Here is a 15,670-nt window from a genome sequence, read left to right as displayed (position 1 = left end):
CGCCATGTGGCAGGTGAACCCTAAATTGAGTTGGGACTTGAGCGAAAAACCGGATACATTGTGTATGCGAAAAACCGAATACATGTGCCTGTGATTGGGTAGATGAGCCAAATGTATGCGGAAAACCGAATGTAATGTGCCTGGGATAGGGTAGGCGGGCCGAATGTATGCGAAAAACCGAATACATGTGCCTGTGATTGGGTAGATGAGCCAAATGTATGCGGAAAACCGAATACATTGTGCTGACGTGGATGTAAAGCGGATAATGTATAAGACAAAGAGACAAAGATCTATTAGAACCAACAATCATTAGTCAAAAAGAGTGCTGTTCCCTGCGCGAGCGGAGAGCAGCACTCTTTTTGTATAGTAAATGTGGCTAGCAACGGTATAGGCGGTATGCTTAAAATGTTCGCATCTCTTTTCGCTGGTTTTAATTGCACATTATACAACTATCCTCGTTTAACTCAATCGTCTGAACCGGCCCATAATCTCCACTGTCTCCAGCACGTTGACGAAGGATTTCGGATCGGTCTCAAGAATCGTCTTGCGCAGGTCAGCCAGCTCGTAGCGGGTCGTTACCGTCATCAGCATCGTATTACCCTCATGGCTGTATCCGCCCTCCGCATTCACGACGGTGATGCCGTGAGGCAGACAGGTCAGGCGGTTCAGCATCTTCTCCCGCTCCTTCGTAACGATGAAGCAGGTCAGCTTGACATGGCGGATATGGATCATATCGACCACACGGCTTTTGACGAAAATACATAGCATCGCGTACAGCGCCGAATCCCAGCTTCTGAAGAAGCCCAGGCTTAGAATTACCAGACCGTCCATCACGAACAGCACAGTACCCATCGGAATATCCCGCTTGCGCGTAATGATGGAGCCCAGAATATCGAATCCCCCGGAAGAGCCTCCCGCCCGCAGCGAGAAGCCGACACCGCCGGCAATGATCACACCCCCAAAAATACTGGCCAGAATCGGGTCCTTCGTCAGCTTGACCAGCGGAATCACATTCAGAAACCATGTGGTCGATACGACGGACAGCAGGCTATAACAGATGTATTTCTTTCCCACGGCTACGAAACCCCAGATTAGGATCGGCAGGTTAATGGCGAAATAATACAGCGAGATGTACTTCGGATTCGTTACATAACCGATGATGGAGGCCGTTCCGGCTACGCCGCCGCTGAGCAGCTGATGCGGAATCAGGAACAGCCTGAGCCCGCTCGCTAACAGTAGTGCCGAGAATATAATGATGGCTACTTCTTTGACCTGTCTGGCTACTGTTCCCGATACGAGCGGTACTACGAAATTACGAACTTGCATGACTGTGATCCCCTCTTTTTCCGATGTCTTTATCTGTATTTCTGCGGCGCTCGAACCCACTCCAGAAGCGTTTAGGAAGGCTTAGTTTCTCCAGCGGCCTGCCCTTCTATTTTCCAGAGCTCCATTTTTTTGCACGCGCAAAATTAATTTTATCATACCGATGATATTTTTTTATAGAGGAGAGCACTATGATTTCTTTCACATCTGCTTAAATCTCTGCTAGCTTCCTGCATTTCTTCTTGTCTAAAGTGGACCTCTTCTGCATATCCATGGATAACAGCTTGTTTATTCGCAGCGGATTCTTTGGTATCCATAGATTTGTACAAGGGAGTTGAACAGATTGGACAAGTATGTGAGCTGGATGGCGGGACTTCGGCTGCTGTCAGGCAGTGTGGAGATTGCTGCTGCACTGATTATGCTGAGGCTGAACCAGGTGGATAAGGCGCTCGCGGTTAATTCCGGGCTGGCACTGGTCGGCCCGACAATCCTGATTCTGACCACAGCAGTCGGCCTGACGGGGATGGCCCAGCAGCTGTCGTGGGGCAAGCTCGGCTGGATCGGCTGCGGTGTGGCCTTTCTCTTAATCGGCATTCTGAAGAAATGATAGATGATAGTCATAAAGTACAAGTACAAGCATAAATATGGAATAAAGCTATTAAGTAGAGGACAACTTGGGGGTACTTTGTATGGCAAATGATTGGCTTCTATTGTTTCCCGAAAAAGTAAGAGCGCTGCTCGGCGGCCTCCCCGCTGCGCTCCTGGACAAGGTGGAGGAAGTGCGCGTCCGTGAAGGACGGCCGCTAGAGATTAATTACTCCGGCAAATATCATTTTGTCGGCGTGAACGGCAGTCTGACACAGCTTCCCGTTGAAGCCTACAAGCCGGACCGGGAGGATACGCACCGGCTGCTGGACCTGATCAGCAATCATTCGCTGTATACGATGGAAGAGGAGCTGCGCAAGGGCTTCATCACGATTCCCGGCGGGCACCGGATCGGCTTATCCGGCCGGACGGTCTTAAGCGGCGGGGGGGTTGAGCATCTCCGCGATATTACCGGCTTCAATGTGCGGATTGCCCGCGAAGTGCACGGGCTGGCAGACGGCGTGCTGCCTTATCTGCTGGACCGGGGACGGCAGCGCATTATGCATACGCTGATCCTCTCGCCGCCGCAGCATGGCAAGACCACGCTGCTGCGTGACCTCGCCAGGCAGATCTCGTCCGGAGGGCAGGGCGGACGCGAGGGCAGACGCCCGGGTCTCAAGGTCGGCATCGTCGATGAACGCTCGGAGATCGCCGGCAGCCGCCGCGGGATTCCAGCCTTCGACGTCGGCCCGCGCACGGACATCCTGGATGGCTGTCCCAAAGCGGAAGGCATGATGATGATGATCCGCTCACTTTCACCCGATGTGCTGATTGCCGATGAGATCGGCCGCCTGGAGGATGCGGATGCAGTAACCGAGGCGCTGCACGCCGGCATCTCGGTAGTCGCTTCCGCCCATGGCAAGGAAGTGTCCGAGCTGGCCCGCCGGCCCGGCCTTGGCGGTCTGCTGGAGCACCGGATGTTCGAGCGGTACGTAATCCTGCACCGTTCGGAGGTTGGCCTGTCCTTCCGCATCCTGGACGCCCAGAAGCGCGGGCTGCTGCTGATCTCTCCAGAAGAGCGGATAGGCGGTGACCGGCATGCTTAAGCTGCTCGGGGCAGTGCTCATCGTGCTTGCGGGCACGCTGGCCGGCTTCAAGCGGGCTGCCCAGTATGCTGAGCGGCCCCGGCATATCAGAGGCCTGATCGCAGCGTTGCAGCGGCTGGAGACGGAGATCCAGTATGGCTATACCCCGCTGCCGGAGGCGCTGCGCCGGATCGGGATGCAGAGCAAGGAGCCGCTGAGAGCATTCTTCCTCACGGCAGCGGAAGAGATGAGCCCGCCGCATAACTACAGCGCCGAGGAAGCTGTGCAGCGGTCCATGGAGATTCACTGGAGCAGCGCCTCCCTGAAAGGAACAGAGAAGGAAATTTTCCGGCAGCTCAGCTGCACACTCGGAACCAGTGACAGATCGAATCAGAGCACGCATATTGCACTGGCTCTGCAGCAATTGAAGCAGGAAGAGACAGCGGCCAGAGAAGATCAGGGCAAATATGAAAAGGTGAGCAAAAGCCTGGGTCTGCTGCTTGGAGCATTGATCGTCATTTTGATCTTTTAGCGAGGTGCCAGGAATGAATATTGAAGTTAACGCGATCTTTCAGATTGCCGGCATCGGCATCATTATCGCCATGATCCACACGGTGCTTAAGCAGATGGGCAAAGAGGACATCGCCCATTGGGTAACGATTGTCGGTTTTATCATCGTGCTGTTCATGGTGATCCGCATGCTGGACGGACTGCTTCAGGAAATCAAAACGATCTTTCTTTTTCAATAGGCTGGGGTTATGGAAATCATTCAAGTAGTGGGAATAGGGATTCTGTCGACCGTCCTCATCCTTGTCCTGAAGGAACAAAAGCCGATGTTCGCTTTTCTGCTGACTACTGCGGCAGGCATACTGATTTTTCTGTTTCTGATCGGCAAGATCGGAACGATTCTTGGCACGCTGGAGCAGGTGGCAGAATCCTCCGGGATGGAAATGATCTACATCAAAACCGTGTTTAAAATCATCGGCATTTCGTATATCGCGGAGTTCGGGGCACAGATCGTGCGCGATGCCGGACAGGAATCGATCGCTTCCAAAATCGAGCTGGCCGGCAAAGTGCTGATCATGGTGCTGGCCGTACCGATTATCAGCATCATTATTGAAACGGTGATGAAGCTGCTGCCTGCTTGAGATTCAGAAGGAGTAGCGGAAGGCCACAGGAAAGCGGGGTGAGGGTATGCAGGAGCGCAGTATTTTTCGTCCGCCAAAATTAAACAGGCTGCTCGTTCTGCTCCCCTGTCTGCTGCTTCTGCTGTGTGCAGGAACCGCTTATGCAGCTCCAGCTTCTCAAGCGCAGACACAGACGCAAACGGGAGGCAGCGGAGGGTCCTCATCCCCTGTAGACCAGTGGGTGAAGGGGCAGGTCGAGAACCTTCCGACAGACGGGGTGGAGACGTACTGGGATCAGCTGATGAAGGACTACGGGGGATTCTTCCCGGAAGGCAAAACGCCTTCGCTGATGGATATGCTGCTGCCCGGAGAAGACGGTTTAAGCTTCAAAAGCGTATTGTCCGGCTTGACCCGCTTCATGTGGCATGAGGTGCTCTACAACGGCAAGCTGCTGGTTACGATTGTGATGATCAGCGTGCTGAGTATGATTCTGGAGACGCTGCAGACCGCTTTTGAACGGAAATCCGTCAGTAAAATCGCTTATATGCTCTGTTACATGGTGGTACTGGTCATAGCCGTGAACAGCTTCAACATCTCGATCGGCTACGCCAAGGATGCCATTGACCGGATGATCGATTTCATGATGGCGATGATTCCGCTGCTGTTCGCGTTGCTGGCTTCAATGGGCAATATCGTAACGGTGTCTGTGACCCATCCGCTGATCGTGTTCATGATCCATACGGTGGGCACGATGATTCACACCATAGTGTTCCCGCTGCTGTTCTTCTCGGCGGTGCTGCATCTGGTGAGTGCGATGTCGGAGAAATATAAGCTGACCCAGCTGGCCAACCTGCTGCGCAATATCGGTGCCGGATTGCTTGGAGTCCTGCTTACCGTCTTTCTCGGGGTAATCTCGGTCAGAGGAATCACCAGCTCGGTCACTGATGGAGTAACCATCCGCGCCGCCAAATATATCACAGGCAATTTCGTGCCGGTTATCGGCAAAATGTTCGCTGATGCCACTGATACCGTAATCTCGGCATCACTGCTGGTGAAGAACGCTATCGGGCTCTCGGGGGTCATCATCATCCTCTTCCTCTGCGCCTTCCCGGCGATCAAAATCCTGGTGCTGGCCCTGATCTACAACGTAGCCGCCGCCGTTATGCAGCCGCTGGGTGAAACGCCCATTGTGACCTGCCTGCAGACGATCGGTAAAAGCATGATCTACGTATTCGCCGCGCTGGCTGCCGTATCTCTGATGTTCTTCCTGGCCGTCACCATCATGCTGACTGCCGGAAATGTCACCGTAATGATGCGGTGAGGCGAATAACATCCTGGTCCGTTTGTATGAGGTATGAGGCTGGTTGTGTGAAGAAACTTTCAGGAGGTGTGCCATGAGCTGGCTCAGCGGATGGCTCCATGAACTGATTCTGGTGGTGCTGATGGCCGCGTTTGTCGAGATGCTGCTGCCCAGCAAATCCATGGAACGTTATGCCAGACTGGTGCTCAGTCTGCTGGTTCTGCTGACCATGCTGAGTCCGATCGTCTCTATGCTAAAGGGTGACGCCAGCAAGGAGCTTAGTCTGGCCATGGAGCAGCAGGAGCGGAGCGGCGGGCTGCTCTCAGGTGCAGGAGACGGCGCGGACTCGCTGGAGAAGATTCTGGCGGACGGGCGGATGCTGGCAGAGGGCGCGCGCGATCAGAGCCTGAAGCTTGCCGCCGAAGAAATAGCAGGGCAGATGCGTGATCAGATTGCCGGCAGCACCGGCATCCGCGGCGCAAATGTTACGGTGACGCTGGGCATGGGGCAGAATCCGAGTGCGCCTCTGGGCGAAGAGGTGCCGGTGATCTCCTCGGTCACGGTAGATATACCAGTGTCGGGAGCGGTTGCTGCAAGCGGCATACCGGGTTCAGCAGAGGGCTCACAGCCTGCTGCAAGCCCGGCATCCGAACCGATACTGATTACCCCTGTAGAACCGGTCCAGGTCAGCCTGGACAAGGACGGGACGGCAAGTGAAGGTTCTGGAGCCGCAACGGGTGTTTCGCAGCCTTCAGCCACAGGAAATGGGGCGCAGGAGGAACAGGCAGCAGCGGTTGTAGAGGCCGAATCGGTCAAAAGGCTGCTCGAGCAGAACTGGAACCTGGACCCGGATTCGATACATGTGCTGAGCGGCGGCACCAGCGCCGTGAAATCATAAGACAGTGACCAGGGAAATCAAGGCAGAATGCCATAAACAGAAGGAGGGAAATCAATGGCCAATTGGCTGAAAAAGCTTGAGCAGTGGGCCGGCGGCGGAAGCGGCAACCCGAAGAGGAGTCATACTTTCCGCTGGCTGATCATTATTGGCTTGCTGGGCGTTGCTATCATGCTGTTCAACTCCTTCGTGAATGTGAAGAAGCTGGACAGTGAGAATACGGGACGTGAACCACCCGTAAGTGAGACCTCTCAGGCGGTCCTGCAGCAGGAGGCGGTGCAACCCAATTCTTTTGACAGCATCGAGCTGGCGATGGAGAACCGGACGAAGGAGATTCTGGAGAAAATCGTCGGGGTCGGGACGGTTGACATTATGGTCACCGTGGATTCCACAGAGGAAATAGTCGTGCAGCGCAATATGAATGATTCGCAGGCGCAGAGTGAGGAAACCGATGCCAGCGGTGGTAAACGCCATACCACACAATACACCAGGGACGGCGAAATCGTAACCTACAGCCAGTCCGGTGACGAGACCCCGATTATCACCAAACGGATCAAACCCCAGGTGCGCGGTGTGCTGGTTGTCGCCAAAGGGGCAGAGAATAAAGTGGTGCGTAACCTGATCGAGCAGGCTGTCGAGAAAGGGCTGAACGTGCCGAGCTACCGGATCTCCGTCGTTCCGCGCAAGCAGGAATAGGCGTTCAGCTTACAAGCCAGACATACGCAAGCGAATTCGTAGAGGCATATTTAATAAAACTTTTAGGAGGAATCACAAATGAAGGGCAAAAGACAAACGATTTGGCTGGTTTCGATGCTCAGTTTAATGGTGGTGCTCTCGGCTTATTATCTGTTCACGGAGGACACAGGTGCTTCCATTCCTAAAGAAACTGCAGGCAGCATTCAGGTGGACACCGTGAAGGATGGGACGGGCGGCGGGACAGCTACTACGCTTGACAGCGGGCTCGTGATCAACGAAGTAACAACTGATGATTCCGTTACTGCCGATGCGGGAACCCAGACAGAGGACAGCAAAACTGCTGCTGTAACTGAGGATGCCGACAAAGCTGTTGCAGACGATACCGCAGCCGCTGCCGTGACGGATGATACCGCAACTGCAGCAGTAACAGATGACAGCAGCGCAGCAGCTAACAGCTCCAACGCTGACAAGGAAACGGCCGCAGCAGATACAGCGGGCAAGACAGACAAACCGGCTGCAAGTGCCGACAAATCAGCAGCAGCTTCCACAGATAAGACTCCGGCCAAGGATGATGCGGCTATTCTGGATGAAGTAGCTTCAGAGAGCGTGTCGGCCAGCAGCATGTTCACGAACTACCTGTATGAACGCGAGCAGCAGAATCTTAAGGACCACAATGATCTGCTGGCCCTGATTAATGACATGGATAAGACACCTGCGGAGAACGCGGTTGCCCAGGAACAACTCAGCAAGCTGGAGGAAAAAGAATCAAAGATCACCGGAATTGAGGAACAGCTCCAGCAGAAATACGGAGAAGCTATTGTGAAAGAGGAAGCCGGAGATGCGTACACGATCGTAGTGCTCAGCGATAAGCTGGATGTGAAGCAGGCCGTGGGCATCGTTGACCTTGTAATGAAAGAACTGAGTGTGTCCCAGGACAAGATTAAAGTCCAATACGTATCGGAGCAGTAAGCCCCCCTGAATTAATTGAAAGAAAATAGAATAAAATGCCGAAAGAGTCCGGGCACGTCCCGGGCTCTTTCCATTTCTAGCGTTTGTGATATAATACATAAAGTTATCTTGAAATATAAGAAGAATACGCAGGCAGCGGTTATCCTGAAAGCGATTCTAAAGAACCGCAAGCAGGCTGAATCACAGGTTACCCGGGAAGAACGGAATATCGTACCCTGCTTATCTGCGTCCAAAATGGCTTTGAGAGAAAGCTGAAGGAGTGAACTACCCAATGTTCAAGTTAAGCGAGATTAAGGAATTAATTAAATTGCTGGACCAGACCTCTTCCGTACATGAGCTGGAGATTGAAAGCGAAGGTATGAAGCTGGCTATCCGCAAACCGGATCGCCCTGAAGCTGATGGAACAGCAATCCAGGCGACTCCTTATGCCTACCCCTTTACGCCAGCATCGCAGCCGCAAAGTCCGCAGCATGTTGCTCCTCCGGTTGTCAGTGAAGTTCCTGCTGTAACGCAGCAGCAATCACCCTCCGCTGAAGGCGCATTACATAAAATCGTCTCTCCGATGGTAGGGACCTTCTATAGTGCTGCTTCTCCGGAAACACCGTCCTTTGTAAGTGTGGGAGACCGGGTTCATGAGAAATCAACGGTCTGTATCATTGAAGCCATGAAGCTGATGAATGAGCTGGAAGCGGAAGTGAAAGGCGAAATCGTCTCCGTCCTGGCCGAGAACGGCCAGTTAGTGGAATACGGCCAGCCGCTGTTTCTGGTGAGAGCGGAATAATTGCCGCGAGAATCATGAGGAGCCTGCAAGCTTCGCTAAACTTTGGGAGGAAAAGCATGAACATTCAAAAAGTGTTGATTGCCAACCGCGGCGAAATCGCGGTCCGCATTATCAGGGCCTGCCGTGAACTGGGCATTTCCACCGTAGCAGTCTATTCGGAGCCGGACCGGGATTCACTGCATGTCCGTCTGGCTGATGAAGCGTACTGTATTGGTCCGATGCCCGCCAAGGACAGCTATCTGAACTTTACCAATATTATGAGCGTAGCCACGCTCACGGACTGCGATGCCATTCATCCCGGCTACGGCTTCCTGGCCGAGAATGCAGATTTCGCGGAGATTTGTGAATCCTGCAATATTACATTTATTGGCCCTTCTCCGGATGCGATCACACGGATGGGTGACAAGGCTGTAGCCAAAGAAACCATGAAGCTGGCCGGAGTTCCGATTATTCCGGGCTCTGACGGGCTTGTTGGCGACATCGAGGAAGCGGTTATGCTGGGCCGTGATATTGGTTATCCGATCATCGTCAAGGCCACAGCAGGCGGTGGAGGCAAAGGCATCCGCATCGCCGAGGACGAAGCATCACTGGTGAAGCAGATTACGGCTGCCCAGCAGGAAGCGCAGAAGGCTTTCGGCAACGCTGGTGTGTATCTTGAGAAATTCCTGACCGGCATGAAGCATGTGGAGATTCAGATTATCGCCGATAACCATGGCAATGTAGTCCATCTGGGCGAACGGGACTGCTCCGTGCAGCGCCGCCGCCAGAAGCTGATTGAAGAAGCGCCTTGCTCTGTACTTACGCCGGAGGTCCGTGATGCGATGGGCCAAGCGGCTGTACGGGCTGCTCAGGCAGTTAATTACTCGGGAGCGGGTACACTTGAATTCCTGCTGGGGCCGGACGGACAGTTCTACTTCATGGAGATGAACACGCGTATCCAGGTTGAGCATCCGGTAACGGAGATGGTCACCGGCGTGGATCTGATCAAGGAAATGATCTCTGTGGCGGAAGGCAACCCCTTGTCCTTCACCCAGGAGGATATTGTGATCAACGGCTGGTCAATCGAATGCCGCATTAACGCTGAGGACCCTGAACGTAATTTCATGCCGTCTCCGGGCAAAATCGGCTTCTACCTGCCGCCGGGCGGTCTTGGAGTGCGGGTGGACAGCGCGGCTTATCCGGGCTACACCATTTCACCTTTTTATGACTCGATGATCGCCAAACTGATCGTCTGGGCGCCGACGCGCTATGAAGCCATTGCCAAGATGAAACGGGCTTTATCCGAATTCGCTGTGGAAGGCATACATACAACCATACCTTTCCATCAGAGATTGCTGGAGCATCCGGTATTTTTGGACGGGAATTTCGATATCAAATTCCTGGAAGAGTATGAAATTTAGGACGACTTCTCATTGTTTGTCATAAAGTTCGTCAAATGATATAGTATGTTTAATAAGAGACGTGCTGCCTGCTTGAAATGTCCGAATAACTTTTTTACTGGAAAGGTGTGAAGTCCAAAATGAGTACATTGCCCACAGAATACGAACGTACGGAAATTGGTGAGATCCAGATTGCTCCCGAAGTGATCGAGGTTATCGCAGGTTTGGCAACCGTAGAGGTTAAAGGCGTGGCCGGAATGAGCGGCGGTTTCGCCGGAGGAATCGTGGAGCTTCTCGGACGCAAGAACTTGTCTAAGGGCGTTAAGGTTGAAGTTGGACAACGCGAAGCTGCAGTGGATGTATCCGTAATCATTGAGTACGGCAACCGTCTTCCTGAAGTGGCTGCTGAAATTCAGCGCAACGTTAAGCGTTCCATCGAAACCATGACCGGTCTGACTGTTGTAGAAGTGAATGTGCATATCCATGATGTGCAGTTCAGAAACGCCACAAGTGTTGACAAAAGCGAAGATACAGATGCGGTTATCCGCGTGAAGTAAGAGCCTTTGTTCTTCCATAAACCCCCGACGTACGTCGAGGGTTTACCTTAATTTAAGGAGGTTATGTGACTCGTGGCCAAAATTCTGGACAGGCTTCTGCTGTTCCTTTACAGCTTAAGTATCGGAATACTATCTGTAATTGCCATCCTCCTCTTGAGCGGCGTCATTCCGGACACGTTTGAGATTCCTGACGGGCCGGGGGCCTATATCGCTGCGATTACAGCTGCGGTTATTCTTTTCCTGCTGAGCATCCGTTTCTTCTACATCTCTCTGCGCCGCGACCGTGCTTCCCTGCCGTCCGTTGATCAGCGTACAGAGTATGGGGACATTCAGATCTCCATGGAAACCATCGAGAACCTCAGCCTCAAGGCTGCAGGCAAAGTGAAGGGCATCCGTGATCTGAAGTCGCGAATCCGCGTCTCGCAGGCCGGACTTGAAATTATGATCCGTGCAGTTGTGGACGGCGAGCATTCCCTGCCTCTGCTTACTACTGAGGTGCAGCGCCAGGTGCATGATTTCGTCCAGGAAACAACCGGAATTCCGGTAGCGGATGTATCTGTATATATTGCTAACCTCACACAGTCACCAAGCTTCAAAAGTCGAGTGGAATAGAGGTGAGTTTCCCTTATGTCTTGGAGAGAAGTATGGGAAAGTCACGGGGGTAGAATTGCCGGAGTTACCTTCGGGGTCGTTCTCGGTTTGATTTATCTGATTAGCGGTTTTTGGGATATGCTGTTCTTTGCACTGGTAGTGTTCATCGGATATACGCTTGGCAAAAGAAAGGATACCGCGCAGGCTCCCCTGTTTCAGTGGCAGGAGCTCGTGAGCCGGCTGTCCGGACGCTGGCGTCCCTTCAAATGAACCGCGATAGTCTTTCTCCCGGAAGCCTGGAACCCGTTACTTTGAGTTGCTGACCTGCGGAAGAACGGCTGCGCGGTTTTTTGGTAAGAAGATTTAAGTAATTCAAATACAAAGTATGCTAGTTAAGACTGTAGGAGGAACAAATGAAAAGACGTTTAGCGAGAGAAATTATTGTCCAGAGCCTGTACCAGATGGAAATGAATGATGTGGAAGTTACCGAGGCTGTAGAAATGCTGATTGAGGAAGCTGCAGATGAGAACGAAACCGAACGCGTCATCACTGACGAGACCGAGCTGAAGGCTTATGTGATCGCCCATGTTAACGGCGTGTGGGAGCACAAAATGGCCATCGACGATATGCTGGAGCATTACCTCAAAGGCTGGCAGATGAGCCGTCTGTCCCGTGTTGACCGTCAGATTCTGCGTCTGGCCACGTTCGAGATGATCTTTGCCAGCGATGTGCCGGCCAAGGTAGCTGTCAATGAGGCGATTGATCTGGCCAAGCATTTCGGCACCGATGATTCCGGTAAATTCGTTAACGGCGTACTCGGCAAGATGATTCAGGATGTAGATACGCTTAGAGCGGATCTGTAATCGTTAAATAGACAAAAGGGGAGAGACTTACATGACAGCAGCGATTATCAGCGGTAAACAGGTATCGGACGAAATTCGGATCAGCATTGCCCGGGAGGTTGCAGAGCTTACGGAACGTGGCGTTAAGCCCGGTCTTGCTGTCGTTCTGGTCGGTGAAGATCCGGCTTCTCAGGTCTATGTGCGCAACAAAGAGAAATCATGTATTGAGCTGGGCTTCCATTCCGAGGTTCACCGGCTGGATGCGGCAACCAGCCAGGAGGAGCTGCTGGCACTGGTGGCTGATCTGAACGGCCGTGATGATATTGACGGCATTCTCGTGCAATTGCCGCTTCCCAAGCATATTGAAGAGAAGGCAGTCATTAATGCCATCTCCGTGGAGAAGGATGTTGACGGGTTCCATCCGGTCAATGTAGGGAATCTGGTGATCGGTGATGACAGTCTGCTCCCTTGCACTCCTGCGGGTGTCATCGAATTGATCAAACGGACAGGTACTGATATTTCCGGCAAGCATGCTGTGGTTATCGGCCGCAGCAATATTGTCGGCAAGCCGGTGTCCCTGTTGCTGCAGCGTGAGAATGCCACGGTAACCATGTGCCATTCACGCACCGCGAACATGGCTGAACTCAGCCGCCAGGCGGATATTCTGGTTGTTGCCATCGGCCGGGCTAACTTCATCGATGCTTCCTTCGTGAAGCCTGGCGCCGTTGTTATTGATGTCGGAATGAACCGCCTGGATACCGGCAAGCTTGCCGGTGATGTTGATTACGAGAGTGCCCGTGAAGTCGCCGGGTTTATTACGCCTGTGCCGGGCGGAGTAGGGCCGATGACGATCACCATGCTGATGAGCAACACGCTGATCGCGGCCAAACGCCGCCACGGCCTGAAGTAGGCTAAGCTTATGGCGGCAGAGCGGCAAGTCTACTCCATAAAGGAACTTAACAAGTATATCCGCATGAAGCTGGATTCGGATGTAGTGCTCTCCGATGTATGGATCCGCGGTGAAATATCGAATTTCACCCACCATGGAAGCGGGCATATGTATTTCACGCTGAAGGATGAGAGCAGCCGGATCAAGGCGATCATGTTTGCTTCACATAATTCGCGGCTGCCTTTTGTACCGAAGGAAGGCACCAAGGTCATTGCCAGAGGCAACGTGACGGTCTATGAACGGGACGGGCAGTATCAATTCTACGCCACCCACATGCAGCCGGACGGAATCGGCAGCCTGTATCTGGCTTACGAACAGCTGAAGAGTAAGCTGGAGCAGGAGGGGCTGTTCGCAGCGGCGCGCAAGCGTCCGCTGCCGCGGTTCCCGCGCGTGATCGGTGTAGTTACCTCGCCGACAGGAGCGGCGGTGCGGGATATTATCATCACCCTGCAGCGCCGTTATCCGCAGGTGGCGGTAGTGCTCTATCCTGTACTTGTACAGGGTAAAGGCGCCGGCCCTTCCGTTGTGAAGGCCATCGAGAACCTGAACGCCATGGGCGAGGCCGATGTGCTGATCGTAGGGCGCGGCGGCGGCTCCTTGGAGGAGCTCTGGGCCTTCAATGAAGAGGCCGTCGCCCGCGCGATTGCGGCCTCCAGGATTCCGGTCATCTCGGCTGTCGGCCACGAGACCGACTTCACGATCGCCGACTTCGCCGCCGATCTCCGTGCGGCAACCCCTACGGCGGCAGCGGAGCTTGCCGTGCCGAGCGCAGCCGAGCTCGCCGGGCAGCTGCGCACCGCCCAGCAGCGGCTGCGCCAAGGGCTGCTGCGCCGCTCCCAGCGCAGCGGCGAGCGCCTCGCGGCGCTGCAGCGCTCGCTGGCGCTGGCCGGCCCGCGCCGGCAGCTGGCCCAGCACGCGCAGCGGCTGGACATGCTGCGCGCGGCCCTGGTCCGCGCAGCCGAGGCAAGGCACAGCCGCGCTCAGGGGCGCAGCGCGCTGCTGCATCAGAGCCTGCAGCGCTTCCATCCGCGGGATAGCATCAGCGCTGCCCGCCGGCGCACGGATAGCCTTACCCGTGAGCTGACGGGGGCGATGCAGGCGCGCTTCCAGGATAAGCGCGCGCGCTATGTGGCTGAGCTGCGCCATCTGGATGCGCTCAGCCCGCTCAAGGTGATGTCACGGGGCTACAGCCTCGTGTACGATGAGAAGGAAGAGCATTTAATCAAATCGCTGAAGGAAGTTGAAGTAGGCGATAAGGTGAACATAAAGCTTAATGACGGACAGCTAAACTGCCAGGTATGGGGAATGAAGGAGGATGTTGAAACGAATGGCAAAGGAAGCGGAACTGGATTTTGAGGGAGCCATGGAGCGCCTGGAGGGAATCGTACGCGAGCTTGAGCATGGCGACGTTCCCCTGGAGAAGGCGATTGATTTATTCCAGCAGGGAATGAAGCTGTCGCAGCTCTGCGGCAGTAAGCTGGAGCAGGTAGAGCGCAAGATCGAGATGATTACGGTAGAGGATGGCGAGCTGCGCAAGAAGCCATTCGGAGCCCGGCTGGAAGGCGATGGCGATGAGTCGTTCTGAGCTGGAACCGGGCAGCAGTGAAGCGGAAGCACACGGGCGCGCACCGCTTGAGCAGTATATTGCAGAGGTGGGACACTGGGTTGCCGATGCACTGACGGCAACCCTGCCTGCGCAGTGGACTGTGCCTCAGGTGCTCAGGGAGGCGATGGACTATTCGCTGCAGGCCGGAGGCAAACGCCTGCGCCCGCTGCTGGTCATCGCCGCCTGTGAAGCGCTTGGCGGCAGCCGTGAGGCTGCGCTGCCCGTAGCGGCAGCGATTGAAATGGTGCATACCTATTCATTGATTCATGATGATCTGCCAGCCATGGATAATGACGACTACCGGCGCGGGAAGCTCACGAACCACAAGGTCTTCGGGGAAGCTGCGGCGATTCTGGCCGGGGATGCACTGCTGACGCATGCATTCTATAGCGTGGTACAAGCTTCGCGTAAATTTGGCGTTCCGGCAGAGAATGTGCTGTCCATCGTTGAGGATCTGGCCGAAATGGCCGGTCCGCGCGGCATGGTCGGCGGGCAGGTTGCCGATATGGAAGGCGAGCAGGGCTTAACCGATCTGCATCAGCTTCAATATATCCATCTTCATAAGACAGGCGATCTGATGATCTTCTCGCTGCTGGCAGGAGGCAGAATCGCCGGTGCGGATGAGCGTCAGCTGGAAGCGCTTCGCCAGTTCGGAACGCAGATCGGTCTGGCTTTTCAGATTCAGGATGATATCCTTGATCTGGTCGGCGATGAGAGCAAGCTGGGCAAAAAAACCGGCAGTGATATCAAGCAGCAAAAGGTGACCTATCCTTACTTCATCGGCCTGGAAGCCTCGCGTGAAGAGGTGAAGCGGCTGACCGCTGAAGCACACAGCGCGGTCCTTGAGGGCGGATTTCAGGATCATACCCGGCTGCTTGAAATTGCGGATTATTTGATGTCACGCGATCATTAGGTACATTTCGGAAACGGCTGTGTTTCGACAGCCGTTTCGTTTGTGTTATAATGGGGTTTATATATTTTACAA

20 protein-coding genes are annotated in these 15,670 nt (G+C 54.2%); 19 read left to right on the top strand and 1 reads right to left on the bottom strand.

Going from position 1 to position 15,670, the window contains the following annotated elements; translation table 11 throughout:
* Positions 1-459: 459 nt before the first annotated feature.
* Positions 460-1,326, bottom strand: coding sequence for a YitT family protein (locus tag R50912_RS21985; RefSeq protein WP_042237864.1), 867 nt, complete (start codon positions 1,324-1,326; stop codon positions 460-462).
* Between the two features lie 340 nt (positions 1,327-1,666).
* On the opposite strand from R50912_RS21985, the gene R50912_RS21980 reads away from it, so the two are divergent.
* The 19 genes from R50912_RS21980 to R50912_RS21890 all read left to right on the top strand — a co-directional run bounded on the left by R50912_RS21980 (position 1,667) and on the right by R50912_RS21890 (position 15,598).
* The gene (locus R50912_RS21980) at positions 1,667-1,930 is read left to right on the top strand and encodes a YqhV family protein (protein ID WP_042138738.1); all 264 of its coding nucleotides are present in this window, start codon (positions 1,667-1,669) and stop codon (positions 1,928-1,930) included.
* Between the two features lie 82 nt (positions 1,931-2,012).
* Entirely contained in the window at positions 2,013-3,014 is a 1,002-nt protein-coding gene (gene spoIIIAA, locus R50912_RS21975) for a stage III sporulation protein AA (RefSeq protein ID WP_042237862.1), read from the top strand.
* Positions 3,007-3,525, top strand: a complete 519-nt coding sequence (spoIIIAB, locus tag R50912_RS21970; RefSeq protein WP_042237859.1) for a stage III sporulation protein SpoIIIAB — start codon at positions 3,007-3,009, stop codon at positions 3,523-3,525. Before spoIIIAA ends, spoIIIAB begins: the two co-directional genes overlap by 8 nt.
* Positions 3,526-3,538: 13 nt before the next feature.
* The gene (gene spoIIIAC / locus R50912_RS21965; protein WP_020426549.1) at positions 3,539-3,742 is read left to right on the top strand and encodes a stage III sporulation protein AC; all 204 of its coding nucleotides are present in this window, start codon (positions 3,539-3,541) and stop codon (positions 3,740-3,742) included.
* Positions 3,743-3,751: 9 nt separating this feature from the next.
* Positions 3,752-4,141 (top strand): stage III sporulation protein AD, encoded by a 390-nt coding sequence (gene spoIIIAD / locus R50912_RS21960; protein ID WP_042237857.1) that lies wholly within the window; start codon positions 3,752-3,754, stop codon positions 4,139-4,141.
* A 46-nt stretch (positions 4,142-4,187) separates the two neighbouring features.
* Positions 4,188-5,441 (top strand): stage III sporulation protein AE, encoded by a 1,254-nt coding sequence (gene spoIIIAE / locus R50912_RS21955; protein WP_042237855.1) that lies wholly within the window; start codon positions 4,188-4,190, stop codon positions 5,439-5,441.
* A gap of 73 nt (positions 5,442-5,514) precedes the next feature.
* The gene (locus R50912_RS33455; RefSeq protein WP_052416601.1) at positions 5,515-6,318 is read left to right on the top strand and encodes a stage III sporulation protein AF; all 804 of its coding nucleotides are present in this window, start codon (positions 5,515-5,517) and stop codon (positions 6,316-6,318) included.
* A gap of 54 nt (positions 6,319-6,372) precedes the next feature.
* Positions 6,373-7,011: a stage III sporulation protein AG gene (spoIIIAG, locus tag R50912_RS21945; protein WP_039295496.1), complete on the top strand. Its 639-nt coding sequence runs from the start codon at positions 6,373-6,375 to the stop codon at positions 7,009-7,011.
* Positions 7,012-7,089: 78 nt separating this feature from the next.
* Positions 7,090-7,980, top strand: coding sequence for a SpoIIIAH-like family protein (locus tag R50912_RS21940; RefSeq protein ID WP_042237853.1), 891 nt, complete (start codon positions 7,090-7,092; stop codon positions 7,978-7,980).
* A gap of 271 nt (positions 7,981-8,251) precedes the next feature.
* Positions 8,252-8,761, top strand: a complete 510-nt coding sequence (gene accB / locus R50912_RS21935; protein ID WP_042237852.1) for an acetyl-CoA carboxylase biotin carboxyl carrier protein — start codon at positions 8,252-8,254, stop codon at positions 8,759-8,761.
* Between the two features lie 56 nt (positions 8,762-8,817).
* Positions 8,818-10,161, top strand: a complete 1,344-nt coding sequence (gene accC / locus R50912_RS21930; protein ID WP_039295502.1) for an acetyl-CoA carboxylase biotin carboxylase subunit — start codon at positions 8,818-8,820, stop codon at positions 10,159-10,161.
* 119 nt (positions 10,162-10,280) lie between these two features.
* Positions 10,281-10,697, top strand: coding sequence for an Asp23/Gls24 family envelope stress response protein (locus R50912_RS21925; protein ID WP_039295505.1), 417 nt, complete (start codon positions 10,281-10,283; stop codon positions 10,695-10,697).
* A gap of 72 nt (positions 10,698-10,769) precedes the next feature.
* The gene (gene amaP / locus R50912_RS21920; RefSeq protein ID WP_042237850.1) at positions 10,770-11,309 is read left to right on the top strand and encodes an alkaline shock response membrane anchor protein AmaP; all 540 of its coding nucleotides are present in this window, start codon (positions 10,770-10,772) and stop codon (positions 11,307-11,309) included.
* Between the two features lie 15 nt (positions 11,310-11,324).
* On the top strand, positions 11,325-11,558 hold the full coding sequence (locus tag R50912_RS21915; protein ID WP_042138734.1) for a DUF2273 domain-containing protein: 234 nt from the start codon (positions 11,325-11,327) through the stop codon (positions 11,556-11,558).
* 143 nt (positions 11,559-11,701) lie between these two features.
* On the top strand, positions 11,702-12,151 hold the full coding sequence (gene nusB, locus R50912_RS21910; RefSeq protein ID WP_039295510.1) for a transcription antitermination factor NusB: 450 nt from the start codon (positions 11,702-11,704) through the stop codon (positions 12,149-12,151).
* Positions 12,152-12,182: 31 nt separating this feature from the next.
* On the top strand, positions 12,183-13,040 hold the full coding sequence (folD, locus tag R50912_RS21905; RefSeq protein WP_042237848.1) for a bifunctional methylenetetrahydrofolate dehydrogenase/methenyltetrahydrofolate cyclohydrolase FolD: 858 nt from the start codon (positions 12,183-12,185) through the stop codon (positions 13,038-13,040).
* A 9-nt stretch (positions 13,041-13,049) separates the two neighbouring features.
* The gene (xseA, locus tag R50912_RS21900) at positions 13,050-14,435 is read left to right on the top strand and encodes an exodeoxyribonuclease VII large subunit (protein WP_042237846.1); all 1,386 of its coding nucleotides are present in this window, start codon (positions 13,050-13,052) and stop codon (positions 14,433-14,435) included.
* Positions 14,407-14,664 carry an exodeoxyribonuclease VII small subunit gene (gene xseB / locus R50912_RS21895; RefSeq protein ID WP_039300434.1) on the top strand — a complete coding sequence of 86 codons (258 nt, stop codon included), beginning with the start codon at positions 14,407-14,409 and terminating at the stop codon, positions 14,662-14,664. The genes xseA and xseB overlap by 29 nt, the downstream gene beginning before the upstream one ends.
* Positions 14,651-15,598: a polyprenyl synthetase family protein gene (locus R50912_RS21890; protein WP_042237844.1), complete on the top strand. Its 948-nt coding sequence runs from the start codon at positions 14,651-14,653 to the stop codon at positions 15,596-15,598. The genes xseB and R50912_RS21890 overlap by 14 nt, the downstream gene beginning before the upstream one ends.
* The last annotated feature ends 72 nt before the right edge of the window (positions 15,599-15,670 follow it).

The sequence above is a fragment of the Paenibacillus sp. FSL R5-0912 genome (assembly GCF_000758605.1).
In the GTDB taxonomy this organism is placed as follows: domain Bacteria; phylum Bacillota; class Bacilli; order Paenibacillales; family Paenibacillaceae; genus Paenibacillus_AQ.
The sequence above is the reverse complement of the archived record's forward strand: the minus strand, read 5'-3'. Positions and strand labels throughout refer to the sequence as shown.